Here is a 24,594-nt window from a genome sequence, read left to right as displayed (position 1 = left end):
TTATGGAATACCATCAACTTGGTGCGTTGGCACTGTTTGCGTTTGTCTCGACCTTTACACCGGGCCCGAACAACATCATGCTTATGACGTCTGGTGCTAACGTCGGCTTTAAGCGCACTATCCCACACATGTTAGGCATCACGCTGGGTTTCGCTGCGATGCTGATTTTGGTTGGCATTGGTCTTATGGGCTTGTTTCACGCGTATCCGATCACGCATAGCATCCTCAAGGTAATGAGCCTGACTTACTTGTTGTACCTCACATACAAGATCGCAACCAGTAGCAAGACGGAAGTCAAAGATGATTACCGACCAATGAGCTTTTTGGGTGCAGTGGCGTTTCAATGGGTGAATCCTAAAGGCTGGTCAATGGCACTCACTGCCATCACCGTATACAGCAGCGGCGGATCTTGGCTAGAACTGGCTTTTATCGCCGGCATCTTCTGCTTAGCGAACCTGCCTTCTGTGACTTTTTGGACGGCGGCAGGCATGCAACTTCAACGTTGGTTGACCACGTCTAAACGCGTAAAAGGCTTCAACTATGGCATGGCGGCGCTTCTGCTTTTATCGACTATCCCAATGATATAAATGACAAAACAATGAAAGATAAGTGTGACTTATGCCAAGTTTTAGCTAGTCCTTTGTTCGGTAAGTACAAATAATCGCCACTTCCACGGATGGATTGGGTCATAGTAGCAACAGCAGTGACTAAAACATGAAAACTTAATAAGCATCCGCCTGAAGCTAATTTAGCGAATAGGCGCACTTCGTCACTGCTTTGTCACGGCGCTGTATTTTGCCGCGACAATCGATTCACTCTGACCGACAAGCACGATGCTGACAGGTCTGTCACACAAGGAGCGTTACACAATGCGTACTCGCAAGCTCATTCTTGCTACCGCTTTTGGCTTACTCGTTTCGGGTTGTAGCCAAACCTCGACCACCACCACCGCAGAGGTCATTCCGCCAGAATATCCGGTGGAATATTTCTTCCGTAATTCAGAAGTATCGAGCTACCAAATCTCCCCAGCTGGCGATTACATTTCGATGATGAAACCGTGGCAAGATCGTAAAAACGTCTTTGTTCATCCCGTGGGCAAAGCCGATCAAGTCAAGCGCATCACATCCATTGCCGATCGCGACATCGCTTACTACTACTGGGTTGGCGATGACACCATCATCTACTCTCGCGACACAGGTGGTGATGAAAACTTCTACCTCGTTACGGTGAACGTAAAAACGGGCGAAGAGAAAACCATCACACCAACGTCCGGTGTCGTGGCTTATGTTATCGACACCTTAGAAAGCCAGCCTGACGACATTCTTATCACGACTAACGAGCGTAACCGACAAGTGTTTGATGTTTATCGTCATAACTTGAAAACAGGTGAAAACACGCTGGTTGCGCAAAACCCAGGCAACGTGCGTTACTGGGGTACGGACCACGATGGTAACATTCGTGTGATTTCGACTTCAGACGGCGTAAACACTGCAGTCCTCTATCGTGACACTGTGGATGAAGAGTTCCGTCCGTTAAAGAATCTCACCTTCAAAGAAGACTTCTCGCCAATCTCGTTCACACCAGACAACAAGAACTTGTACGTTGCTTCTCGCATTACCCGCGATAAATCCGCGATCATTGAATACGATGTGAAAGCAAACAAAGAAGTGCGCGAGATCTTCTCTCATCCAGAAGTGGACGTCACAAATGCGAGTTACTCAAACGCACTTAACAAGCTCACGACTATCTCTTATGTAACGGACAAGCGTCAGTACCATTTCCTTGATAAAGGTTATGAAGAGACTTTTGAGCGTCTGCAAGAAAAGCTTCCGGGCGTTGAAATTTCGGTGAACAACACGACTCGCGACGAGAGAAAAATGATTGTCGTGACCTACAGCGACACCGACCGTCCAAATTACTACTATTACGATCGCGATTCAGACCAACTTGAGAAGTTAGCTGCAAACGCACCTTGGCATAAACCAGAAGACATGGCGGAGATGAAGCCAATCACCTATACCGCTCGTGATGGCTTAACCATTCATGGTTATCTGACGCTGCCAAAAGGTCGTGAAGCGAAAGACTTACCACTATTGGTCTTGCCACACGGCGGTCCTTGGGCGCGTGACCATTGGGGCTTCCAACCAGAAGTTCAGCTGTTTGCCAACCGTGGTATCGCAGTACTGCAAATGAACTTCCGTGGCTCAACAGGTTATGGCCGTGAGTTTTGGGAGAAGTCGTTTAAGCAATGGGGTCAGTCGATGCAAGACGACATCACGGACGGCGTAAAATGGGCGATTGACCAAGGTTACGCACAAGATGGCGAAGTGTGTATCTACGGCGCATCTTACGGTGGTTACGCGACATTGGCTGGTGTGACGTTTACGCCAGACCTGTACAAATGTGGCATCGACTACGTTGGCGTGTCTAACCTGTTCACCTTCATGGATTCTATCCCACCATACTGGGCACCTTTCCTAGCCATGCTGCATGAGCAAGTGGGCAATCCGGAAGATCCAGAAGATGCGAAAATGATGAAAGCCTACTCACCTGTGTTCCACGTAGACCAAATCAAAGCTCCACTGTTGGTTCTGCAAGGCGCGAAAGACCCACGAGTGGTGAAGAGTGAATCTGACCAAATCGTTAATGCTCTGCGCGACCGCGGCGTTGAAGTGGAGTACATCGTTAAGGAGAACGAAGGTCACGGCTTCCGCTCTCTTGAAAACCGCCTCGATGGTTACCAAGCGATGGATCGATTCCTGAAGACGCATTTGTTAGAACAAACACAGTAAACAAGCTCCATTCTTCTCTCAAGGGCACTTCGGTGCCCTTTTTTATTGTCCAGTCACTATCTTATAAAGCGGGACGACGAAGTGTTCATTTGAGCGAGGCGTACCGAAATTAAATCGCCGATTCTCAGATCAGAGTGTAAATTTAGATAAAGACACTATCTGCCTTATTGAGATGCTGTTAACCTTAGATGAGAAAGAGAATAGTTATCAAACGTAGTGAAATGTGAATTAAAATGAAAAAGAAACCACAACCAAAAAGCCTCGTTGTCATCAACACACAAGCCGTCACACCAAACATGCAGCGCATTACCCTGCAAGGTGACGCGCTAGGCAACTTCCCACAAGATTGCGAAGGCAGCTACATCAAGCTGTTATTCAACGAAACCGGCGGCACTGATATTCAAGGCTTCTCAGAAGAAAACCGCCCTGTCATGCGTACTTACACCATTCGACGCTTCGACCCGCAAGCATGCACGATTGAAGTCGATTTCGTACGTCACATCACCAAAGACCTACAATGTGGCTTTGCCGCGCGTTGGGCAATGTCTGCCAAAGAAGGCGACACCATTAACATCGCAGGCCCAGGCAGCATCTCGAACCTAAATACAGAAGCAGATTGGTTCTTCATGGCGGCGGACATGACTGCACTGCCAGCGCTGTCTGCAAAGATTCGCACTCTGCCAGAGGACGCTACAGGTTATGCGGTGATCAGTGTGATCTCTGAAGCGGATATCCAAGCTCTCGAAGCACCAGCAGGTATGGAAATCCATTGGATCACCGAGCAATCACTCGAAGATAAGGTTCGCTCACTGGAATGGAAAACAGGTGAAGCTGCTGTGTGGTGTGCTTGTGAGTTCGACTCGATGCGTGCGCTACGCCAATACTTCCGTAACGAAAAAGAAGTGGAACGTGAAAACCTTTACCTCAGCAGTTACTGGAAACAAGGCGTATCGGAAGATGGCCACAAGGTTCTCAAGCGCGAAGATGCTGAGTTAAACGAATAGTAAATGTAACTTTATATTACTTTTACTATAGATAACGCTGAGTTTTTGATCAAAAGCTCAGCGTTTATTTTTTATATTATTTAAATATCAATAAATTACAACCAAACTCATTTCTACTCTCTAAAAACTCCACTTCAATCACTATAACAAATCCATATAGAGTCTATCTTTTAACCTCGTTAAGCTGTCGATAATCTACCCACCATAACGACGAGGCAAGCATGAACACCGATAAAGTAAAAGCCTTTGTAAATGCCGCTGAGCTTGGCTCCTTTTCTGCCGCAGCACGAAAACAAGGTAAAGCGCAGTCTTGGATTAGCAATGCCATCAGTGATTTAGAGATTGATTTATCGGTCGAGTTATTCTCACGCGATGGCTATAAACCAAAGCTCACCGTAGAAGGCGAAAATTTGCTCGGTTATGCCAAAAGTATGCTCGCAGCAGAGAGTAAGTTTTTGCGCCACGCGGAGCACTTGGCCCAAGGCGTTGAGGATAAAGTCGTGGTCGCCATTGATGACTGGCTAGTGGATGACAAGATGCGACAAATCATCATAGGATTTCAACAACAGTTTCCTCAAGTGGAATTGGTGCTCCATAAGCGGCCAACTCAAGATGTGGTTGCCATGATAGAAGCGGATGAGGTCGATCTAGCACTGATTGTTGGGCGACACTTTTTTGATAGCACAATCCAATATCAAACCATTGATTACGTGAAAACCTGTTTAATTTGTGCAAGAGAGAATCCTCTGCAACATAAAGTTGTCGTGCCAAGTGATTTAGTAGGCATGACTCAAATAACACGCAGTAGCGTATTCAATTTGGACAATCACTTCCTCGACCTAGAAGAAGTAAACAAGATGAGAATTGATGATATTGAGACAAGCATAGAGCTTGTAAGCAGAGATGTCGGTTGGGCTATCGTCCCATTGGAATTGGCAAAAAGAAACTCACACAAAGTGGTGATTACCCAGACTAGTCTTGGTGAAAAAGGACACTTGTTCCGAATGGACATGATCACGTCAGAAATTCGAGCCAACGGTATTGCGACTGATTGGCTGAAAAAAACGTTAATCACTGAATACGCATAAAGGCAGTTTTAAAAATAGGAGGCAATATACGAATATAGATCTATCGTAAATCTGAAGTTTACTTTTTTATTCTGTTTATATCCAAACGTCAGTTGGCTTAAATAATATTAGGAAAGGCATTAACCTTAATGTCAGGAATCACTCTTCTCTTTAAATAAAAAATAATAAAGAGAATAATGGAATAGTAATTGAGTGTTCTTATTTTCATCGAAACGAAATTATAATGACTAGGTAGAAATATGAAGAAAACTCTTTTGCTTGCGAGTATATTGCCACTTTTGGCTGCTTGTAATTCCTCAGACACAAATGGTGACAACGGCATTGATTCAGGAATAAAACCTATTCAGCCAATCGAACCCGCGCCTCCCGTTCACCCTATAGAGCCGGGGGAGCCTGTTCATCCGATTGAACCTGGACATCCTGTGCATCCCATTGAGCCAGAAACACCCGTTCACCCCATAGAACCCGGAGAACCTGTAAATCCGATTGAACCTGTAGTTCCGATGTATCAAGCGGTCGCCGACCATTTTCAAAAAACTTATGACCAGATACATGACCTTTGTGAATCAGACTATCATTTGAATGATATATCTGGTTTTCACAATGAGATGGAATGTCGCTGGTCTGAATCTGATGAAACGTTTTCTGTTTATTATCAGGAAAAGACCGATACTAGTAGCCAAGTCGCAGATATTACTCTGATATTTAATAACGAACTTTTAAATATTAGTCGTGTTGGTATTGATTTAAAACACAGAACAGCCATTACACAAAGAGTTATCGATGTGGACGATTTCTCACTCGTAACTTATTTCCGTAACGGTATTGGTTGGGAAGTAAATAAAGCGCATAGCTTTGAGCATATTCACGCCCAAACTCGTCACCAAGCCGTCGTGATGAATAGTGCTGAAGATAAAGATATGCCTCTCGATTTCCTAAGGATGAGTGAGGAACTTACGTATGGCGTCGAAAGTACTTTTTCTGAGATAAAAGAAGGTCAATTGACAGCACACTTCAAGTACTACCAGCCTAGCGTGTTTTACAAATTGAACGACATCTTTAATAACTAAGCAGCATCCTGCAAGTCCCCGCCTTTGCGAATCAATAACCCCTGATAAGCAAAGTGCTGGGGACACCTTTCTCAGCTCATGTTTTCAGCCAAGAAATCAATCAGTAAGCGCACTTTTGGCGACAGGTTTCGGTTTTGTGGGTATAGCGCCCAAATACCTTCACGATCGTCTCGGTAATCGGTTAACACTTCCACCAGCTCGCCATTGTCTAACGCCTCTTGCACGTAGTAGTCCGGCAATTGCACCAAACCTAAACCACGTTTTGCCGCATCGACCAACGCAAAGCCACTGTTGCATTTGATTCGGCCAGAAACACGTAAAGACTTCTCACGCTTTTGCTCTTTAAAGTGCCAGTAATCTGCTGTACCGACCAAACACTGGTGATGACTCAGTTCAGACAAGGTATGTGGTTCGCCAGAGCGATCTAAGTACGCAGGGCTAGCGCACACGTAAAGCTGTCGAGATGACAAGCGCTTGGCAATCAAACTGGAGTCTTGCAAACGTCCAAGACGAATCGCCACATCGACGCCTTGCTCAATCAAATCTAACTTTTGGTTAGTCAGATTCAAATCCAGATTTACCTGCGGGTATTTCTCAATAAACTGATGCAACAACGGCGCTAAGTTCATCTCACCGTAAGTCACAGGAGCGGTCACTTTGAGCAAGCCTTTCGGTTCTGCTTGCATTTGCGTTACCGCCAATTCGGCCAACTCCAAGCCTTCAACAAGGTGTTTACATTGCTGGTAATAGAGTTGCCCCGCCTCGGTTAGTGAAACTTTTCGCGTGGTACGGTGCAGCAACTTAACCGCCAAACGCTCTTCCAACGCTGACACGCGGCGGCTGATTTGCGCCACCGATGTTTTCAACTTGTTGGCTGCGCCCGTGAAGCTGTTGGTTTCTGCGACAGCGACAAACTCGCTCACGCCTTCCCAATTCGCCATGAATGTGGTTCCTGTGGAATTCTATGTATTGCGTATTCTCACACAAAGTTTCATGTGGAGAAAACCTGTTTAAAAAGGATAGCCGACTAAATGGACCGTCTGTTGTGGCCAAATGATGTTCAGCGAGCACACCATAGTGTCGCTCGTGCTAACCCACTTATTGGGCTGAACTTTCATGTGTAAGTTGTTGATCGGTTGATAGCCGCTGGACTGGTAGACATGGGTACGGCCAAACAATACCGAGAACGCATCGCCTCGCTCCAAAGCATCTTGATGTACCGCCTTGAGCAGTAACTTCACCAACCCTTTTCCTCGTGAATCGGGCTGCACACACACTTCAGCAATGCCACTTATTGGGAAGGATTGGTCATCAATCATCACTTGTTTTTCATGGACCGCAACATGGGCAGCAAGGGTGTCTCCGTCCCAAATGAGGTAACGGTGACGAGGCATTTCATTGAAGTATCGTTGAGTTTGGAAGATTTTGTCTTGCTCCTTGGTGAAGCAAGTGGAGAGCAAACTTCTTAGCTTTGCGTCGAGTTCTTGGGTGACTTCATCATCAAGTATGTATTCAAAGCGCATGATTTACCTCATTTATTTCTCATGGTTAAAGGTAAACCTTTGAAAAGCCACTTACTGAGAGACAGCGCAAATAAAAAAGCGCAGACTGAGCTGCGCTTTCCATATTTTAGATAAGGGTGCTATTCGCTTTTGAGAATATCGCGCTTCACTTCACCTTTAAGATCAATCAGCGTTTGCTGCTCAGTATCGATCAGGAAGTGATCACTCGCTTGTCCAGTCGCGAACTTCTCAAGAATCACAAACAGGCTACCAAAGCGTGAGCGGAACACTTCGCCAACCGAGTATTCACCTAAATCACCAAGCTCTGAATCGACCGTTCCGGCGAACTCTGACAGCTCTCGACTTAACAGCTCATATTGCAGCAATTGCGCTTCTTCAATGTCACGGAACGCCAACTCATCGGCATTGCGCAGGCGGTAAAAATCCGTTGCTAGCTCTTCACCATTCCATGCGGCAAAATCGGTCAACGTAAAGCCGCCTTCTTGAGCAATGGCTTCTGCTTGTTGCGACGCAGCTTGCCAGTCTTTCTGGAACTGCTCGTAATCGACAACAGCGTTCTCGTTACAGTTGACGATGTCATAGCCAAGCTCTTTCGCTAGCTGGCACACGGTAAATTCCGTCGAAAGCTGAGACATAATCAGCATGTCGTCGCCATCCATGTGCATGATCATCTCACGCATTTCTAATGGCCAATCACTCGGTAAGAAGCGCAGGCGCGTCAACTCTCGAATGTGCCAATCTGTCAGTGCGTAGTAACTGTCGGCTTCAAGAATCTCTTTGTTCCAGATGCTCGCCTTTGCAGTTTCATCATCACCTGCTTGTTCAGTCAGGTGTTCATGCTCACGTGCATAGTGCTCAAACAATTCGTTGTAGCCGGCCACTTTATCGATTACGACCGTTTCTACTTCAACTTGGTGATCAGGACGAATGTTCAACAGTTTATAAGCCGGAATGTAGCCCGCCAGAGAAGGCGCCTGAATGTTGAACAGCGTGTGTTGCACACCGTCAATCACATAGCTCTTCTTGCCGGTATCATTGAAGTGCATATGGCCGCCAACGTGAATGCTCAAACCCGTCGCAGCCAGCGCTTTACTGGTGTCGTCGTTTGGTTCGCGAGAAAGCTGATGACTGCCTTCACCAAACAGGTCTTCAATGTCTTCTGAAGCACCATTGTAGAAATCAGTCATTGGAAAATGGCTGAATGACACCAAGGTTTTATTCTGCGCTTTCGCCGCTTTCACCACATCACTGATCCACTCGATAACGTGCTGCTTGTGGGTCAACATCATGTTGTAACCTGCGCTGCTAGAGCCATCAAAGTCCTCACCATTGACCGAACCATCTGGCAAGGTGTCTTTTGGTTTGTAGACGTTTGCGTCGATGGCCAACAACCACAAGCCTTTCACTGGCTCTACCAAGTAGCTGGTATCTGGAACCACCGCACAGTTGGTGTAACCGTCTTGTTTGTACTCACCGCCCGTCCCTTGGTGGCAAATCTCGAACATACGCTTGTCGTAAGTCGCTTCTTCTGAAGCAAGTTCATACGAGTAGTTGTTGCGGACTTCGTCGCTGCTGTAAGGCGTTTCGAAGTACAGGTACTCTTCTTGTGGGTAGAAACCGTGGGTGCCAAGGATATCCATTATCTCCTTGTAGCCCCACTCTTTCACTTCTTCCGTACAGATGGTGTCTAGGTTGCCATCTTCACCCGGAATCGTGCCCCATTCGCCTTCGTAATCAACACACTCATCTTTACCACGACTGAAAATGCGTTGTTTCTTGCCGTCTTCACCAAGGTAATCCGATTTGCCCGCCGCTACGGTAAATGGCTTGCCCGGATCGTGGTTACCTGGCGCTGCAAAGAACTCAAGTCCGTATGTTTCACGATAGTGGTCGAAGATCTTAACCAAACCACGCATGTGCACAGGTTGGCCGTCATCACTGAAATCGCCCGGTAGCGCCACATACTTAATTCCGCGCTCTACCACGTCATCCAAAGCCGCAATCATTGCGAAGTAGTTTTCATTGAACAGACGAGTCGATTCCATCTGCGATTGCATGGTTCGAATCGTCGCGTACTTACCGCTTGAGTTGGTATACAAGCCTTGGAAAGAGCCGTCTTGGAAATCACCATACACATCGTGGAAGTGGATGTCTGGCATAAAGGCCACTTGGACTGGCGCTTCGAGTTCTGGGGTGTCACTGCTAGAAGAGTCTGAATTACAGCCAACTAGAGTAGCGGCAATCAGACCGGAGAGTACGGTCAATGTACTGCGTTTCATTTTTCTCATCCCGATAAAAGAGTAATAATTTTGAAATCGGGCGAGGAGCTTAGGTAGAAAAAATGACAATTAGGTTGCGACTTTCTTACAACTTATCGCAAGCCGTTCCGTTCTGTGACCTTCGTTCACACTCTTTTTAATCAATAACTTAAACCGATAAACAGCTTGGAGTAGACCAAATCAAACCCATTGATGCTCACTATACTTTTCGCCAAGCATCAATGGTTAAGTCATTCAGAATGGTTATAGCTGAGGCAGTGGTTTCAGGTCTTGATACTCGGCATTCAGCTCAATACCAAAGTGTTCTTTCAGTGCTGATAGGTAGCTTTGCCCTTCTGCCAGTTCTTGCTCAACCACTTCGTTATTCAAGCGGTGCTTTAGCGTGTGGTTCGCCAACGTGATGATTCCAAACTCGGTCGCTAGCGTGGCAACGCGACTGGACGTAAAGCGCGAATGAGGTGACGTTGACGCATAGTGGTTTCCACACACAATGTCGCCATCAAACACATGTTCAAAGTCCAAGCTGTACATATCAATCCACTGGTTTGCATCATCATAAGACTGAATTTGTAGCATGTAGCCAACACGCTCATCCTCAACAAAGCGGAATGTTTGCAGATCGGTATGAATAGGTTGATTAGTCACAAAAGGCAGCGGTGCGCGTGGTGTATTTGAGCCAAAGCCTGCATCGACAATCCACTTTTCATCCCCAAGCGTCACCAAAGTGAACTGATGGGTTCTGCCCGAAGGAGTGCCAGATAAGTGTACGCGGCCTAACAGTGGTCTTGCTTCAAAGCCAACCTGTTGTAGCACTCTTAGCAGCAGACCGTTCAATTCAAAACAGTAGCCACCGCGCTCGTGGTAAACCAACTTGTCGATGATGTCTTGTTCAGACGTCGAAATGCCTTTACCCAATGCGATATCAAAGTTCTCAAACGGCAAACGGCGATGCTGCGCATTATGTAGCGCAAAGAGCGTATCCACGCTGACGTTCAATTGCTGCGTTACGCCAATCTTGTTTAAGTAAGCCTTTAAATCTGTGTTGTTCATTCTGATCCTAAATCGATGTTTCTTCGCAATGGCCGACACAATAAAACCTCAACCACGCTTGAGGTCAAACCCCAAAACGAATTTTCTCGTACTTACTTTGTTTTTCTCCAACTTACCCTGTTTCGCTCGCATAAATCATTATGCCTTTTGGTTGATTTTTACGTATACGTAAAAATCATTTTCAATTTAGCCGGATTATCATTTTTCGTGAAACACCTAGAATGGGCACCAACAAAACGACGCAGCGTAGTGAACAAACCTCAACTACGCTTATGACGTCACTCCATATACTGAGAATATAAAGGAAACATCCAATGTCGCTTGAAATCAAACCAGGTCAAACTCACATTAAATCAAAAGCAATGGTTGCATGGGCTGCTGGCGAGCCACTTAAAATGGAAGAAGTTGATGTACAACTTCCAAAAGCTGGCGAAGTGCTAGTACGTATCGTAGCAACTGGTGTTTGTCACACTGACGCATTCACACTATCAGGTGACGATCCAGAAGGTATCTTCCCTTCAATCCTTGGTCACGAAGGTGGCGGTATCGTTGAAATGGTTGGCGAAGGCGTAACAAGCGTTGAAGTTGGCGACCACGTTATCCCACTTTACACAGCTGAATGTGGTGAGTGTAAGTTCTGTAAATCTGGCAAAACTAACCTATGTCAGGCAGTTCGTGAAACTCAAGGTAAAGGTCTAATGCCAGATGGCACAAGCCGTTTCTCTATCAACGGTGAAACTATTTTCCACTACATGGGTTGTTCTACTTTCTCTGAGTACACGGTTCTTCCAGAAATCTCACTAGCGAAAGTAAACAAAGAAGCACCACTTGAAGAAGTTTGTCTTCTAGGTTGTGGCGTAACCACTGGTATGGGTGCGGTACTAAACACAGCTAAAGTTGAAAAAGGCGACACAGTTGCTGTATTCGGTCTAGGCGGTATCGGTCTTTCTGCAATCATCGGTGCTCGTATGGCTGGTGCAAGCCGCATCATCGGTGTAGACATCAACGAAAGCAAATTCGACCTAGCGAAACAACTTGGTGCTACTGACGTAATCAACCCAATGAAATTCGACAAGCCAATCCAAGACGTTATCGTTGAGATGACAGACGGTGGTGTTGACTACTCATTCGAGTGTATCGGTAACGTAAACGTGATGCGTCAAGCACTTGAGTGTTGTCACAAAGGTTGGGGTGAGTCAGTAATCATTGGTGTTGCTGGTGCAGGTCAAGAGATCTCAACTCGTCCATTCCAACTAGTAACTGGTCGCGTATGGCGTGGTTCTGCTTTCGGTGGTGTTAAAGGCCGCTCTGAGCTTCCAGAAATCGTGAACCGTTACATGGCTGGTGAATTCGGTCTACAAGAATTCATCACGCACACTATGGGTCTGCAAGACGTGAACGAAGCGTTCGAATTGATGCACAAAGGTGAATCTATCCGTACTGTTCTTCACATGGATAAATAATCCAAGATAGCAGATCACGGAATGTGACTGATATTTGAAAATTTGAAATAGGCGCTCTTCTCTCTGGATACACTCTCCTTTGAGAAGAGAACCATCCGCTGTCTTTAACGGTCTTGTCCGCCGTTAAAAATCATTGTTTTATCGAGAGATTATTCATGACCATTGAAAGCCTAAGCCAAGCCAAAGTATTCGGTGGTTGGCATAAACAGTACACACACGAATCTCGCGCTTTGAACTGCAACATGCGCTTCGCGATCTTCTTGCCACCAAACGCAACCAAATCAAACCCAGTACCTGTGGTTTACTGGTTGTCTGGCTTGACGTGTACCGATGAGAACTTCATGCAGAAAGCGGGCGCGTTTCGCATGGCGGCTGAGTTAGGTATCGCCATTGTGGCACCGGATACTAGCCCACGGGGTGACGACGTTGCAGACGACGAAAACTACGATTTGGGTAAAGGTGCGGGTTTCTACCTAAACGCTACTCAAGAGCCATGGTCGCGTCACTACCACATGTACGATTACATCACCCAAGAACTGCCTGCGATCATCGAAAGTAACTTCCCAGTCTCTGACGTGAAGTCGATTTCGGGTCACAGCATGGGTGGTCACGGTGCGATCACCATTGGTCTGAAAAATTCAGATCAGTACCGTTCAATTTCAGCATTCAGCCCAATCAGTAACCCAATGCAATGCCCTTGGGGCCAAAAAGCGTTTACCGCTTACCTAGGCACTGATATCGAGAGCTGGAAACAATACGACGCGAGCGAGTTACTTAAGCAAGCAAAATCACCATTACCTATGCTAGTCGACCAAGGTGATGCTGATAACTTCCTTGCTGAGCAATTGAAGCCTGATGCGTTACTGGCGGCAGCAAAAGCCCACGATTCAGCAGTTGAGCTTCGTATGCAGCCGGGTTACGACCACAGCTACTTCTTTATCTCTAGCTTTATCGCTGATCACTTGAACTTCCACGCGAAGTACCTGTTTGCTTAACACCTGATTTAGGCTCGTTAAGCCAACGAGTGAGCACAGGAAACCAAACGGTTTAATAATCCTCTCTATACAAAGCCACCTATTTATTGGGTGGCTTTTTGTGTTTTAAAAACACTCACTTTCCCTTTACACAAGTCCCATTGCAATTTGTCGAAATGACGTCTAACTTGTAATTGAACATCATTCAATTAACGCTAGCACTTTATGAAAAAACCAACGTCAGTCCTGCTAACCTCGACTTATTTCGGGTTGTTAGCGACCTCTCCTATTGCCGAGGCGATAAGCTTTTTCGATCCCATCGATGGGCAATTGGATATGGGTGAATACCTTGCTGAAAACGCCTACGGCTTTCTACCCGTCCCGATCGTGATTACTGAACCTGCTGTCGGCTATGGTTTGGGGTTCACTGGCGTGTTTTTGCATGAATCCGATGAGCAGCGGGAGAAAAGGCGCAAACTGGCGGAAACATCACTCGATGGCGGCGCACAGCTGTTAACGCCTGCGATCACCGCAGTTGGCGGCTTCGCGACCGAGAATGGTACTTGGATGGGGTTTGCTGGCCATCGCCGAACTTGGGCACAAGACACGGTGCGTTACCTTGGTGGTGTCGGTTATGGCGACTTCAACATGACCTTCTACCCACAGTCCACGTTGCCGGGGCTAGACGGAGTATTCAATGGACAAGGGTTAGATTTCGAGATTACTGGCGGCGGCATGCTCAACCATCTTCAATACCGCATTATTGATGCCCCGTTGTTTATCGGTGTGAAACAGCTCTATTTCGTTACCGACCAGAAAATCACGAACTCCCCTGTTGCCGATAAGCTGCTGCAAACCTTGACCAATACCTCTCCAACCACTTCTGGATTAGGCTTAACACTGGAATGGGACAGCCGAAATAACTTCTTTAGTCCAACACAAGGCTACAACTACAAAGCGGAATTCCTTTGGTACAACGATGCGTTTGGCAGTGATTACGAATACGAACAACTGGACGTAGAGGGCATCAATTATTGGGAGTTAGCCGATGATTGGTCGCTGGCTCTGCGTGGACAATACAAGTCGCTTTATACTGACGAGCGCTTTTTACCGCCTGCGTCATACCCAGATATCGAACTGCGTGGTGTGGCAAGGAACCGATACCAAGGGGATGAAACACTCTCGGTGGAATCTCAATTGACTTACCAATGGAACACTCGTTGGTCGACCAACTTCTTCGGTGGCTTTGGCTACGCCTCAACGGAAGAATCGCTATTTGAAAACGATGCCGAGTACGCTTACGGCGTGGGCTTTCGTTACCTCATCGCCCGTCGTTATGGCTTGCAAGCAGGTATGGACTTCGCTTTCAGTGATGAGGACAACGCGGTCTATTTCCAAGTGGGTTCAGGCATCTAAACCCACTTGCCTCTCGCCATCACAGCTGACAGCATCACGGTTATCTTCGTCATGATTGATATTTAGGGTTCGCGCCGTATTGGTTCGAACCTTCTTCACTGTCTTTAATCAAGAAGTACAGCAGCACCAAAATACCAATGATTGGGACGAAGGCGATCAATGCCCACCAACCGGTTCGTCCTGAATCGTGCAAACGACGCACAGTGACGGCAATCGACGGGATCATGATAAACAGCGCATATATCACACCGAAGAAGCCAAAATTCTCCATTTGCATCACGCTGCCAATGACTCGGTCGATGATACCCATCACCAAATTGATCAACACATTGACTAACGTAAAGTACCAATACTCTTGGCGTCTCGCTCTGCCACTAAAGTTGGTGTAATTGAGGATAACTTTATAGTACCAATCAAACATATCGACTCTCCTAATGAGATGAAAGTGTCGCGAAAGTTAGACAACGTGAAGCAAACTGCACACAAAATGAGCTAAATGATATATTCATCCAATAGTTGTATTTTTAACTCTGTCATTAACCTTGACGTATATTCAACCAACGGTTACTTTTCACCCATAACGTATTATATAAATCCATCAAGTTGGCTCTATTATTAATAAATATATAACCGAAATTTCAGCGGATCGGTTCGTGAACGCGATCCAACCGGAATGAGGGCAATAAATTCAAAGGGCACAAGATGAGAAAAACAATGGCGCTCGCTTTGCTTTTGTTTGCACCGACACTTTTTGCAAACACGATACAGTTTAGCAGTCCTGAAAATTCCAATGTCGTTGTGACACTAAAAGACCTAGAGTCACTGCCACAAACGACCTACATTACCGAACTACCTTGGCTAGAAACCCCCGCCGAGTTTGACGGCGTTAAGCTGAGTACACTGTTGCAACATACGTTTGGCAACATTCCTCAGCATGTAGAAGTTCGTGCGCTCAATGACTACCACTCTGACCTATCTCGCGAAGACATTCTTCGTTATCAGCCGATCGTGGCATACAAACAAAACCAAAATTACATCAAAATCAGAAACAAAGGTCCTTACTGGCTGATTTACTCAATGAGTGAACACCCAGAGCTTGATAACGCGCAATACCACGCTCAAATGGTTTGGCAAATCAACAGAATAAGTGCGAAAGAAGATCAATAATGAAGGCGAAACCCAAAACCCCGAAGCAAGGGCCCTTTTCAACCAAGAGTAAGTTGATGTTGCTCGTGTTTGCATCGACACTACTGATCGCAAACATCGTTTTATTAAAAGAAACCCGCGCGCTGACCAAAACCTACTCCGACCAACAAAACCAAGCGACTTGGTTCTTGTTCCATTTGTCCAAAGAGCTGTCCGAATTGGTGGGCGAAGCTCGTCGTTTGAACGAAAGCGTAATGAACATCGACGGCACCGAGTTACAATATGAACTGGCATGGAGTCGTTTTGATCTGCTGATCAACAACAAAGAAGCGGATTCTTTCCTATCTCGTGAAGAAGTGCGGGTGTACTTCGTATCCTTGTTCGACAAGTTCCAACAACTCGAACCAATCTTAGTTGAAGCCAAAACCGGTAGCAGTATTGCCGCCGCCCAGTTTTATCGCGCCACTCAGAACTTGTATATGGAGATGATTGATTACGTCACTCAGAACTTCCGAGTTGCTAGCCCACTCTACAGACAACAACAAGAACGTGCTTACAACTTACTTCAAGCGCAGTACATCTTGTTGGGCATTTTCGTTCTCACCGTCGCGTTGATGACTTACTTCTACAAACGCGAGTCTAAGTTCCACAAAGAACTGGCCTTGAGCGACCCACTGACAAATCTTGCCAACCGCAGCGCGCTGTTCATCGATTTACATCGCAGAGAGGAAACCGATACCCCATTCTCGCTGCTCCTGCTCGATCTGAACGGCTTTAAGAACATTAATGACACCTTGGGGCACCAAGCGGGTGATATCGCCTTAATCGAGGTTGCAGAGCGTCTGAGCAACATGGCGATGGATGACTTTAGTGTGTATCGCATGGGCGGTGATGAGTTTGCCGTACTCATCAATGCCACCGAGCAAAGCAAGATCGCCGAAGCGACGCACCACATCAACGTAGTGTTTGAAAAACCGATTCTTGCCTCTGATAAAGCAAGCTCTTTGTCCACCAGCTTAGGGGTAGCGAGCTATCCGCAAGACGCCGACAACATTGACTTCCTGATCAATTTAGCGGATAAGCGCATGTACAAAATGAAATTCCAACGTTAAACGGATAACCATGATGAAAAACTTCATGCGAGCAGTGCTGTTACTGCTAGTGATCGCGATAGGTGTACTGGCTTGGGTGTTTATCCCATCTCACGAGACGGTGGGGGCACAAACTCTCAAAGAAGCGCTCAACGACAACTACACGCTGGTTGGCCATCGCATTCATTCGACAGACCCAGATGCCGGCAACATGTTTGGTTACTTCGTGGTGTACAAAGGCGCAAGCACGGATGATTTGGAGCCGTTTTTGGTGACTTCTGATCAGTTTATCCGCATGGAGCAAACCGGTGATAACACGCTAGCCCTCACTGTGAATGGTCGCATCTACCGCTACCATAACGACCTGTGGGTAGAAAGCCCAGAAGGCAAGTTGCAACATTGGTTTGTCAGCGCGACAGCGAAATACGTTCGCTAACTAGTAGACGCATACTTAGCTTCAGATACTTAGCTTCAGATACTTGGCTTCAGGTACTTAGCTGCAGACACTTAGCTTCAGAGAAACAAAAGCCCCGCTCATTACGTAGCGGGGCTAATTATATGGTCCGCCTCACTCTCAAGCCCTACGCTTAGAGTAGGCTCTCAGAACGAGGTGAACCATATGTCTACCATTCACATCTTAGGTATCGATTTAGGCAAGCACTGCTTTCATGCGGTTGGTAACAATCACACTGGCAAAGACGTTATTCGCCGTAAGTTTAGTCGAATCCAACTACTTCGTTTCTTATCTGTACTTGAACCTACCATCATCGCTTTTGAAGCCTGTGGTGGTGCTCACTGGCTTGCGAGAAAGTGTGAAGCCTATGGGCATCGAGTTCGACTTATCCCGCCTCAATATGTAAAACCTTACGTCAAAGGTAACAAGAACGACTTTATTGATGCAGCTGCGATAGCAGAAGCAGCGAGTCGACCAAGCATGAGATTTGTCTCTGCCAAGTCAGAGGAAGCTCAGGTAATCGCAGCTATCCATCGAGTGAGGGATGGTTATATCAAAGAACGAACGGCTTGTATGAGCCGAATTGGAGCAATACTACTTGAGTTTGGGCTGAGTTTTCCTAAAGGCCATGCCAAGATGAAAGCGCTATTTCAGTGGTTGGCCGAGCAAGATATAAAACTACCACCGAGTCTGGTCGCTGAGTTGCTCTCGATTCATGAGCACTATAAATACCTAAATGAGCAAGTATCTACTCAAGATAGAAAACTGAAAGCAATTACTGAAAATAATGAAAATGCCGAGCTTTTGAAGAGTATTCCTGGTATTGGTGATTTAACAGCAACGCTGTGTGTGGCTAATATCAGTTCTCCTTCAAACTTTGGTGGAGGTCGCGAGATGGCTGCATGGCTAGGACTCGTTCCAAGGCAGTATTCAACGGGTGGCAAATCAAAGCTATTAGGCATGAGTAAACGAGGGAACAAACACCTTCGCGCTCTATTTATACATGGAGCGAGGTCCGTGCTATCTAGGATAGAAACAACAGGAAAAGTGTTTGGAGATTGGTTAGTCAATTTACGAGCAACAAAGCCGTTTAATGTAGTGGTAGTCGCACTTGCCAATAAGCTAGCAAGAATAGCTTGGGCGGTGTTGTACCACCGCCAAGCTTTTAAGGCTGTATAGCCATAACCAAGTTTGCAACGCCAATGAACGTGATGACAAAAACGGTCGATCGGCCAGATTAGTAACCTGATACAAAAAATAGCACCTAGTTGCTTTGGGGCTTTTAAGGATAATCTGGCGCGGATATCATCGTGGAGCGGGAAGTTAATGTTCCCAACGTGGACTCCGAATACATTAGCGCAAACCAACTCCGTTATTACTAAATTGTAGTTGCAATAACGGGGCGGACCATACATTATTTATTGATGGTCAGTAATCCAAAGTAGCCAAACTCTTCGAGGAATATCCAAAGCAACACAAAGCCGACAATAACCACCAATCCCATAATTGCCCTTTCATCTTCTTCCATCGCATCCCTACCATTTTCCATAACGCTCGTAAGTTACGTTTCTAGATTAGCAGCAGCCAACGCACCAGATATCAGAGTTCATCTCTTCTCAATTCGGAACTGAGATGTCGGTCAAAATTTGTTCAACACTAATATTCCTCTGCATCTAAAATAGTTAATTACTTGCGAGCAAAAATCGGCTATAACACGCGCCTTCTTAATATTCTCGAGTTGAAGAAATGAATCATTGGATGCATTTAGAGCAAATCAGTCAGTATTTCACGGCTGGCTCTATCGGTTATAAAGTGTTGATGGGCGTCATCATTCTGATCGCTTATCGCTTGCTAAAGAAAATCGCCAACCGTGCGATCCTAAATTTGGCAGAAGCTAAAGGCGTAAACAAAGCGCGCTTGAGCTTTATTCAGCGCTGCTTCAACGTCGCGTTCTTGTTTTTGTTTGCTTCGCTTTTCGCCATTGTAACCGGGATTGGTTATGGCGATGTGTCGCTATTCCTATCGTCTATCTTCGCGGTATTGGGTGTGGCTTTCATCGCACAGTGGTCGATTCTAAGTAACATCACAGCAAGCTTTCTGATTTTCTTTGTCTTCCCATACCGTGTCGGTGACCGAATTAAAGTGGTAGATAAAGACGAAGACATCAGTGGTGAGATTCAGGAAATCCGTATGTTCCACGTGCTGATTAAGCACGACAACGGCAACCTAATCACTTACCCGAACAATTTGATGCTACAAAAAGCGGTACTCAAACTGGCAAAAGAAAAGGCCAAGCCTGAGGAGCCAAAAACCACCTCACGCATTTATACCCGCAGAAAGAAATAACCCACTAAAAAGCGATGTATCTACATCGGCTTTTTGTTTGTGATGAAAAGTTATCTGTCTTTAGGAGACTGTTTAATTTTGATTCGTCTTAAAACAGTCCAACCAACATACCGAGTTAACGCTTAGCACAGATAGACACAAAATCCTCTAAGTTATTACTGCAGGAGTAATCGAGCAACCATGGCAAAGCTTCCAACAACAAATACCCAACGATAAGTGAAGCTAAGCTAACAACAAGATATAGCTTCTTTTTTTCCATAAGGCTCGGCCTAGTCTCATGGTACAGATTCCAAAACTTAACACCGCTCCAGATTAAGCTAAAGAAAGTAAGTACTAAAGCACAGACCAATATATAAAATAAGTAAATCAACCCAGACTCCCTTAACAAACAAACTGCCCGCAATCACTTGAATATTCTCTCATAAGAACAAAGTGCTTACTGGAATTAAATACCTAATATACGGTCGTTTTTTTGGACGTATCTACCACCGACTTGTTCCTCAGCCAATAGCCCCCTCCAAGAACAACTACATTGCTCTTAAATTGATCAGCAAACATTTAGTTCACTCATTTCAAACCATCTCTTGACCTCAACCAAGCTTGAGGTTCTAGCCTTATTCGCACGATTCAAAATCAACGATGAAAAGGAACCATTGTGTCCAAAATTGCGATTATTTATTTCTCTAAAACCGACGTTACTGGTCAGCTTGCTCGCGCGATTGCTGCAGGCGTTGAACAACAAGGCATTCAGCAGCAAGGTGAATGTGAAATCCTCTCTCACCGTATTGAAGGCAGTGAGATCATTGAGGGACGTTTTGTGAACCCTAACTTAATGGATGAACTTGCTGAGTGCGATGCGATTATATTTGGCTCACCGACCTATATGGGCGGCGTAGCAGCGCAGTTTAAAGCATTTGCAGATGCAAGCAGTGAATCTTGGTATTACCAAAAATGGGCGGGAAAAATCGCGGCTGGCTTTACCAGTGGTGGGGCAATGAATGGCGATCAGTCAATGACGTTGCAGTACCTACAAACGCTAGCTAATCAGCACGGTATGATGTGGGTCGGATTGGATAAGATCAGCAATTCTGGCGAGCAGAATCTGAACCGATATGGTGTGCAAGGTGGCATTGTTGCTCAAGGCGGTGAAGACGGTCAGTTGCATGCCTCAGATGTTGCAACAGCAGAGTATCTTGGCAAACGAGTCGCAATGTTCGTGGACAAGCTCTCTACTCGCTAGCAATAAAAAGAAGCCCCTTGAGATACATCTTCGGGGCTTCTTATTTATCGCTTGTTTTGAGCGCTACTTCTTAATGTAGAGGTCTTTTGAGTAGATACGGCCCTCTACGTTGTTCTTGGCAAAACCGCCAACCGTAGGACGAACCAAACGCGCTTGCATGTAGTAGTAAATCGGTGCGATTGGCATATCTGCCGCCAACAATTGCTCGGCTTGATCATAGAAACCTTGACGCGCTTTCTCATCCGTTGCGGCCAATGCACTATTCATCGCGTTGTCATAGGCTTCACTGCTGTAACGCGCAAAGTTACCTGACGAACCAGAGCGCAGTAGACTCAAGAAGGTCGAAGCTTCGTTGTAATCTCCGCACCACGAGGCGCGCATAACATCGAAGTCCCCTTGTTTGCGAGCGACGAGATAAGATTTCCACTCTTGGTTTTCTAATTCGACTTTCGCGCCCAAGTTGTTCTTCAACATAGAAGCAATCGCCACTGCAATTGCTTTATTCGATTCACTGGTGTTGTACAGCAATTTGAAATCCAGAGACTTACCATCACCGTATCCCGCTTCTTTCAGCAGTTCGCGCGCCTTTTCATCACGCTGTTTTTGCGTCCATGTGCTGTATTCAGGCTGAGTCGCATCAAAGCCGGCGGTGTATTGGTGTGCGAACGTATAAGCAGGCAGATTACCTACTTGTGTGACACCATTCGTGATCACATCACGCATTATCGAATAAGACACGGCTTTTCGAACTCGTTCATCATCGAACGGAGGACGCGTGGTGTTAAACGCGTAGTAGTAAGTACAAAGTAGCGGAACCGCGGTATACGCTTGCTCGTAGTCCTTCTTCAACTTTTGCGCCATGTGGGTTGGTACATCTGAGGTGATGTCCACTTCCCCCACCGCATAACGATTAATCGATGCGTTTTGGTTCTCAAACGGAATGTATGTCACTTCAGTGAGATGAGTATCCGCGCTATCCCAGTAGTTTGGGTTCTTTTTCAGCTCAATGCGTTCATTCACCACCCATTTATCCAGAACAAATGCACCGTTGCCAACAAACTGCTGTGGGTCACTCCACGGCTTTTCGCTGTTCTCAACCGTTGCTTTGTGTACCGGCATCATCGAAGTGTGACCTGTCATTGCGACAAAGTACGGCACCTTGCTATCAAGTTCGAAACGCAGAGTGTGTTTATCGACAGCGGTGATACCGAGATCATCCAGTGGCTTTTTACCTTCTGCTACGTCAGCGATGTTTTTGATCTTAGTAAGTTTGAGATACCAAACATTGGGAGAAGCCGTTTTCGGATCCACTGCACGACGCAGTGAATAGACAAAATCATCCGCTGTCACAGGATCGCCGTTCGACCATTTGGCGTCTTTACGCAGCTGGAACACAAAGGTTTGGTTGTCTTCGGTTTGCCAAGATTCCGCAACACCAGGAACGATATTGCCATCTCGATCTTGAATGACTAATCCCTCAAACAAATCACGAATCACGTGCATCTCTGGCAAGCCTTCAGCTTTTGCAGGGTCTAGCGTCGCCGCTTCTGCATCGTTTGCTCGTACTAAATGTTGTTCTGGTGCGAGTTGCACACCATCAGGCAAAGAATCAGCGAGAGCTGAAGCGGATAAAAATGGGGTCAATAAAGAGGAAACCAGCAACGCTGTTGAATGCTTTTTAAAATCCATATCGTTTTTCGTTCTCCTAACACGTCTTTTGAAGCAAGTACCATTATTCATCATACAAGCATTGACGAACTTTAAGTGTTCAGTTTATATCCGAGTAATCTCAAGATGCTAAGTTCAACGGCTGTAACATGAGTTATATATAGCTTGAGTGATGAATAGATACTACTCGAACAATCAGGAGATTACGGTGAGTCTAATTCCAAGAACGGAAAGAGCGGCATTTTTAATTACGCCAACATCATATGGAAAATCGGTACTGGGCGCGCCGTTGTTGTACTTCCCAGCACAAGTAGAAAGTAACTCGCGAGGCCTTATTCTCGCGGGGACACACGGCGACGAGACAGCCTCAATCGCCGGATTGTCGTGCGCGTTAAGATGCTTGCCAGTGGAGTGTCTGAAACACGATGTGATTTTATCGATGAACCCAGATGCAAACCAACTGGGTACACGAGCCAATGCCAATCAAGTCGATCTAAACCGTGCGTTTCCTACACAGAATTGGACAGAACACGGCACAGTCTATCGCTGGAGCTCGCATACACCTGTCCGAGACGTGAAAGTAAAAACGGGCAGCAAAGAACAGCTAGAGCAAGAAGTTGACGCACTAATTAGTTTGATTGAACTGCGCAGGCCAAAATTTGTGGTCTCGTTTCATGAGCCATTAGCGTTTGTCGACGACCCTGCTCATTCTGATTTGGCCAAATGGCTCGGCAAGCAATTCAATCTACCTATCGTTGACGATGTTGATTACGAAACGCCGGGGTCTTTCGGTACTTGGTGCAATGAACGCCAACTACCTTGTATTACGGTGGAATTGCCCCCGATCTCGGCGGATCTCACGATTGAAAAGCATCTCGATGCGTTTATTGCTTTGTTGCAGCACGATCCAGATCTTTAATTTCTAGCTATACGAAGCGATCAAGTAAGGATCTGCTTGATATCGGTACTGATATCACTGATCAACTGACGCGCGCTTTCGTCTCTTTGTTGCACCAAAATAATAAACAACAGATCCGTAATCACGTTTTGTGCCGTACGCGAAGCAATGGAAGAGCTGCGATGCTCTGTTTCATTGGCGATGGTATCAAACGTGATGTCCGCAATGTCTCTCAATCGGCTTCTCCCCGGAGCAGACAAAGCAATTACTTTTGCTCCCTGCTCTTTCGCCGCTTCCGCCGCCACCAGAATCTCTTTACGTTCTCCTGAGAAAGAAATCGCGATCTGCACGTCTTGCGAAGAGAGCGTACGCGCAACCGCAATTTGTACGTGACTGTCTTGTTCTGATAATGCGGTAATTCCAAGCTTGAGCAGCTTAAAACTCAAATCTTTTGCCGTAAGCGCAGAGCCGCCAATACCCACCACTTGCACACGGCGCGCTTCACTCAACCACTTCACCGCTTGGTGACACGCCTCATAAGAGAGCGCATTGGTCGTTTGGAACATAGCGTCGGTTTTCGCTTTAACCAGTTTTTGAGAAATCACCGCAATCGGGTCATCCGCCAGAATATCACTGTGCAGCGGGGTGGATTGCATCGCTTGCTTTCGACCAATCTCTTCGTTCAATGCCAATTTGAACTCGCTATAACCTTTATAGCCAATTCTCTGGGTGAATTTGACGATGCTCGATTGGCTCACTTGCACTTGCGCAGCAAGCTCTTGACTGGTCAATTGGGCGGCTTTTTCTGCATTTTCGACAATCCAATCGCCAACCAAACGACCACTTTGAGAGAGTTGAGTACGTCTTGCGACGATTTTATTGATAACGGACACGACAAAATTCCAAAAACTTTAAATAAATTATTCCAAAACAGAAATAATCAAACTTTTCTTTAACTGCCTGATTAATTTAACAACCCTTGTTTCTACATAGGTTATCTCATCAGTATTCTCCGTCATTATTCCAAATTTTCACTGAACAAAGAATAACCTCAAGTGTGATTTTTATCACCAAACCTGAATATTTTATTCC

The 24,594-nt window shown here is 46.0% G+C and carries 23 protein-coding genes; 15 read left to right on the top strand and 8 right to left on the bottom strand.

Annotated features, from left to right (window positions below):
* Nucleotides 1–2: 2 nt before the first annotated feature.
* The 5 genes from KJB05_RS18530 (at nucleotide 3) to KJB05_RS18510 (ending at nucleotide 5,954) form a co-directional block, all read left to right on the top strand.
* Nucleotides 3–587 (top strand): LysE family translocator, encoded by a 585-nt coding sequence (locus tag KJB05_RS18530; RefSeq protein WP_005434823.1) that lies wholly within the window; start codon nucleotides 3–5, stop codon nucleotides 585–587.
* A gap of 282 nt (nucleotides 588–869) precedes the next feature.
* The gene (locus KJB05_RS18525) at nucleotides 870–2,792 is read left to right on the top strand and encodes a S9 family peptidase (protein ID WP_009706785.1); all 1,923 of its coding nucleotides are present in this window, start codon (nucleotides 870–872) and stop codon (nucleotides 2,790–2,792) included.
* A 233-nt stretch (nucleotides 2,793–3,025) separates the two neighbouring features.
* Entirely contained in the window at nucleotides 3,026–3,796 is a 771-nt protein-coding gene (locus tag KJB05_RS18520; protein ID WP_208446058.1) for a siderophore-interacting protein, read from the top strand.
* Nucleotides 3,797–4,017: 221 nt separating this feature from the next.
* Complete coding sequence (locus KJB05_RS18515) at nucleotides 4,018–4,884, top strand: LysR family transcriptional regulator (RefSeq protein WP_208446057.1); 867 nt, start codon at nucleotides 4,018–4,020, stop codon at nucleotides 4,882–4,884.
* Between the two features lie 239 nt (nucleotides 4,885–5,123).
* Nucleotides 5,124–5,954, top strand: a complete 831-nt coding sequence (locus KJB05_RS18510; RefSeq protein WP_208446056.1) for a hypothetical protein — start codon at nucleotides 5,124–5,126, stop codon at nucleotides 5,952–5,954.
* Between the two features lie 71 nt (nucleotides 5,955–6,025).
* Here the strand turns inward: KJB05_RS18510 and KJB05_RS18505 are convergent, their stop codons facing one another.
* From KJB05_RS18505 to KJB05_RS18490, 4 genes are all read right to left on the bottom strand, one after another.
* Complete coding sequence (locus KJB05_RS18505; RefSeq protein ID WP_005434817.1) at nucleotides 6,026–6,895, bottom strand: LysR family transcriptional regulator; 870 nt, start codon at nucleotides 6,893–6,895, stop codon at nucleotides 6,026–6,028.
* A 69-nt stretch (nucleotides 6,896–6,964) separates the two neighbouring features.
* Entirely contained in the window at nucleotides 6,965–7,477 is a 513-nt protein-coding gene (locus tag KJB05_RS18500; protein ID WP_009706783.1) for a GNAT family N-acetyltransferase, read from the bottom strand.
* Nucleotides 7,478–7,596: 119 nt separating this feature from the next.
* The gene (locus KJB05_RS18495) at nucleotides 7,597–9,756 is read right to left on the bottom strand and encodes a metallophosphoesterase (RefSeq protein ID WP_208446055.1); all 2,160 of its coding nucleotides are present in this window, start codon (nucleotides 9,754–9,756) and stop codon (nucleotides 7,597–7,599) included.
* A 243-nt stretch (nucleotides 9,757–9,999) separates the two neighbouring features.
* On the bottom strand, nucleotides 10,000–10,806 hold the full coding sequence (locus KJB05_RS18490) for an arylamine N-acetyltransferase (RefSeq protein WP_208446054.1): 807 nt from the start codon (nucleotides 10,804–10,806) through the stop codon (nucleotides 10,000–10,002).
* 314 nt (nucleotides 10,807–11,120) lie between these two features.
* Between KJB05_RS18490 and KJB05_RS18485 the strand changes: the two genes are divergently transcribed.
* From KJB05_RS18485 to KJB05_RS18475, 3 genes are all read left to right on the top strand, one after another.
* Complete coding sequence (locus KJB05_RS18485) at nucleotides 11,121–12,269, top strand: S-(hydroxymethyl)glutathione dehydrogenase/class III alcohol dehydrogenase (protein WP_005447284.1); 1,149 nt, start codon at nucleotides 11,121–11,123, stop codon at nucleotides 12,267–12,269.
* A 155-nt stretch (nucleotides 12,270–12,424) separates the two neighbouring features.
* The gene (fghA, locus tag KJB05_RS18480) at nucleotides 12,425–13,264 is read left to right on the top strand and encodes an S-formylglutathione hydrolase (protein ID WP_208446053.1); all 840 of its coding nucleotides are present in this window, start codon (nucleotides 12,425–12,427) and stop codon (nucleotides 13,262–13,264) included.
* 204 nt (nucleotides 13,265–13,468) lie between these two features.
* The gene (locus KJB05_RS18475; protein WP_199453079.1) at nucleotides 13,469–14,659 is read left to right on the top strand and encodes a BamA/TamA family outer membrane protein; all 1,191 of its coding nucleotides are present in this window, start codon (nucleotides 13,469–13,471) and stop codon (nucleotides 14,657–14,659) included.
* A 49-nt stretch (nucleotides 14,660–14,708) separates the two neighbouring features.
* Here KJB05_RS18475 and KJB05_RS18470 read toward each other — a convergent pair whose 3' ends face one another.
* Nucleotides 14,709–15,080 carry a DUF805 domain-containing protein gene (locus tag KJB05_RS18470; protein WP_208446052.1) on the bottom strand — a complete coding sequence of 124 codons (372 nt, stop codon included), beginning with the start codon at nucleotides 15,078–15,080 and terminating at the stop codon, nucleotides 14,709–14,711.
* A 281-nt stretch (nucleotides 15,081–15,361) separates the two neighbouring features.
* Here KJB05_RS18470 and KJB05_RS18465 point away from each other — a divergent pair, with 281 nt between their 5' ends.
* The 4 genes from KJB05_RS18465 (at nucleotide 15,362) to KJB05_RS18450 (ending at nucleotide 18,529) form a co-directional block, all read left to right on the top strand.
* On the top strand, nucleotides 15,362–15,826 hold the full coding sequence (locus KJB05_RS18465; protein WP_208446051.1) for an oxidoreductase: 465 nt from the start codon (nucleotides 15,362–15,364) through the stop codon (nucleotides 15,824–15,826).
* Nucleotides 15,826–16,917 (top strand): GGDEF domain-containing protein, encoded by a 1,092-nt coding sequence (locus KJB05_RS18460; protein ID WP_039986391.1) that lies wholly within the window; start codon nucleotides 15,826–15,828, stop codon nucleotides 16,915–16,917. Before KJB05_RS18465 ends, KJB05_RS18460 begins: the two co-directional genes overlap by 1 nt.
* 10 nt (nucleotides 16,918–16,927) lie before the next feature.
* Nucleotides 16,928–17,332, top strand: coding sequence for a hypothetical protein (locus tag KJB05_RS18455; protein ID WP_208446050.1), 405 nt, complete (start codon nucleotides 16,928–16,930; stop codon nucleotides 17,330–17,332).
* A gap of 183 nt (nucleotides 17,333–17,515) precedes the next feature.
* Nucleotides 17,516–18,529 (top strand): IS110 family transposase, encoded by a 1,014-nt coding sequence (locus tag KJB05_RS18450; RefSeq protein ID WP_213053086.1) that lies wholly within the window; start codon nucleotides 17,516–17,518, stop codon nucleotides 18,527–18,529.
* Between the two features lie 235 nt (nucleotides 18,530–18,764).
* Here KJB05_RS18450 and KJB05_RS28880 read toward each other — a convergent pair whose 3' ends face one another.
* Nucleotides 18,765–18,899: a hypothetical protein gene (locus KJB05_RS28880; RefSeq protein ID WP_009706678.1), complete on the bottom strand. Its 135-nt coding sequence runs from the start codon at nucleotides 18,897–18,899 to the stop codon at nucleotides 18,765–18,767.
* Nucleotides 18,900–19,108: 209 nt separating this feature from the next.
* Here KJB05_RS28880 and KJB05_RS18445 point away from each other — a divergent pair, with 209 nt between their 5' ends.
* Both KJB05_RS18445 and KJB05_RS18440 read left to right on the top strand, forming a co-directional pair.
* The gene (locus KJB05_RS18445) at nucleotides 19,109–19,696 is read left to right on the top strand and encodes a mechanosensitive ion channel family protein (RefSeq protein ID WP_005428947.1); all 588 of its coding nucleotides are present in this window, start codon (nucleotides 19,109–19,111) and stop codon (nucleotides 19,694–19,696) included.
* A 655-nt stretch (nucleotides 19,697–20,351) separates the two neighbouring features.
* On the top strand, nucleotides 20,352–20,936 hold the full coding sequence (locus KJB05_RS18440) for an NAD(P)H-dependent oxidoreductase (protein WP_208444528.1): 585 nt from the start codon (nucleotides 20,352–20,354) through the stop codon (nucleotides 20,934–20,936).
* A gap of 63 nt (nucleotides 20,937–20,999) precedes the next feature.
* Here the strand turns inward: KJB05_RS18440 and KJB05_RS18435 are convergent, their stop codons facing one another.
* Nucleotides 21,000–22,625, bottom strand: a complete 1,626-nt coding sequence (locus KJB05_RS18435) for an ABC transporter substrate-binding protein (protein ID WP_208444529.1) — start codon at nucleotides 22,623–22,625, stop codon at nucleotides 21,000–21,002.
* 187 nt (nucleotides 22,626–22,812) lie between these two features.
* Between KJB05_RS18435 and mpaA the strand changes: the two genes are divergently transcribed.
* A complete protein-coding gene (gene mpaA, locus KJB05_RS18430) occupies nucleotides 22,813–23,523 on the top strand; it encodes a murein tripeptide amidase MpaA (RefSeq protein ID WP_208444530.1) in 711 nt (236 codons plus the stop codon).
* A 20-nt stretch (nucleotides 23,524–23,543) separates the two neighbouring features.
* On the opposite strand, the gene KJB05_RS18425 is transcribed toward mpaA, so the two are convergent.
* A complete protein-coding gene (locus KJB05_RS18425; protein WP_005428937.1) occupies nucleotides 23,544–24,395 on the bottom strand; it encodes an SIS domain-containing protein in 852 nt (283 codons plus the stop codon).
* Between the last annotated feature and the right edge of the window lie 199 nt (nucleotides 24,396–24,594).

Source organism: Vibrio sp. B1ASS3 (assembly GCF_905175355.1).
Taxonomy (GTDB): Bacteria; Pseudomonadota; Gammaproteobacteria; order Enterobacterales; family Vibrionaceae; genus Vibrio; species Vibrio owensii.
This window is presented reverse-complemented; position numbering and strand designations above follow the sequence as displayed.

Bases quoted from the DNA above. Each gene is read 5' to 3' on its own strand.
- KJB05_RS18530 (WP_005434823.1), top strand. From the start codon at position 3: ATGGAATACCATCAACTTGGTGCGTTGGCACTGTTTGCGTTTGTCTCG.
- KJB05_RS18525 (WP_009706785.1), top strand. From the start codon at position 870: ATGCGTACTCGCAAGCTCATTCTTGCTACCGCTTTTGGCTTACTCGTT.
- KJB05_RS18520 (WP_208446058.1), top strand. From the start codon at position 3,026: ATGAAAAAGAAACCACAACCAAAAAGCCTCGTTGTCATCAACACACAA.
- KJB05_RS18515 (WP_208446057.1), top strand. From the start codon at position 4,018: ATGAACACCGATAAAGTAAAAGCCTTTGTAAATGCCGCTGAGCTTGGC.
- KJB05_RS18510 (WP_208446056.1), top strand. From the start codon at position 5,124: ATGAAGAAAACTCTTTTGCTTGCGAGTATATTGCCACTTTTGGCTGCT.
- KJB05_RS18505 (WP_005434817.1), bottom strand. From the start codon at position 6,895: ATGGCGAATTGGGAAGGCGTGAGCGAGTTTGTCGCTGTCGCAGAAACC.
- KJB05_RS18500 (WP_009706783.1), bottom strand. From the start codon at position 7,477: ATGCGCTTTGAATACATACTTGATGATGAAGTCACCCAAGAACTCGAC.
- KJB05_RS18495 (WP_208446055.1), bottom strand. From the start codon at position 9,756: ATGAAACGCAGTACATTGACCGTACTCTCCGGTCTGATTGCCGCTACT.
- KJB05_RS18490 (WP_208446054.1), bottom strand. From the start codon at position 10,806: ATGAACAACACAGATTTAAAGGCTTACTTAAACAAGATTGGCGTAACG.
- KJB05_RS18485 (WP_005447284.1), top strand. From the start codon at position 11,121: ATGTCGCTTGAAATCAAACCAGGTCAAACTCACATTAAATCAAAAGCA.
- fghA (WP_208446053.1), top strand. From the start codon at position 12,425: ATGACCATTGAAAGCCTAAGCCAAGCCAAAGTATTCGGTGGTTGGCAT.
- KJB05_RS18475 (WP_199453079.1), top strand. From the start codon at position 13,469: ATGAAAAAACCAACGTCAGTCCTGCTAACCTCGACTTATTTCGGGTTG.
- KJB05_RS18470 (WP_208446052.1), bottom strand. From the start codon at position 15,080: ATGTTTGATTGGTACTATAAAGTTATCCTCAATTACACCAACTTTAGT.
- KJB05_RS18465 (WP_208446051.1), top strand. From the start codon at position 15,362: ATGAGAAAAACAATGGCGCTCGCTTTGCTTTTGTTTGCACCGACACTT.
- KJB05_RS18460 (WP_039986391.1), top strand. From the start codon at position 15,826: ATGAAGGCGAAACCCAAAACCCCGAAGCAAGGGCCCTTTTCAACCAAG.
- KJB05_RS18455 (WP_208446050.1), top strand. From the start codon at position 16,928: ATGATGAAAAACTTCATGCGAGCAGTGCTGTTACTGCTAGTGATCGCG.
- KJB05_RS18450 (WP_213053086.1), top strand. From the start codon at position 17,516: ATGTCTACCATTCACATCTTAGGTATCGATTTAGGCAAGCACTGCTTT.
- KJB05_RS28880 (WP_009706678.1), bottom strand. From the start codon at position 18,899: ATGGAAAATGGTAGGGATGCGATGGAAGAAGATGAAAGGGCAATTATG.
- KJB05_RS18445 (WP_005428947.1), top strand. From the start codon at position 19,109: ATGCATTTAGAGCAAATCAGTCAGTATTTCACGGCTGGCTCTATCGGT.
- KJB05_RS18435 (WP_208444529.1), bottom strand. From the start codon at position 22,625: ATGGATTTTAAAAAGCATTCAACAGCGTTGCTGGTTTCCTCTTTATTG.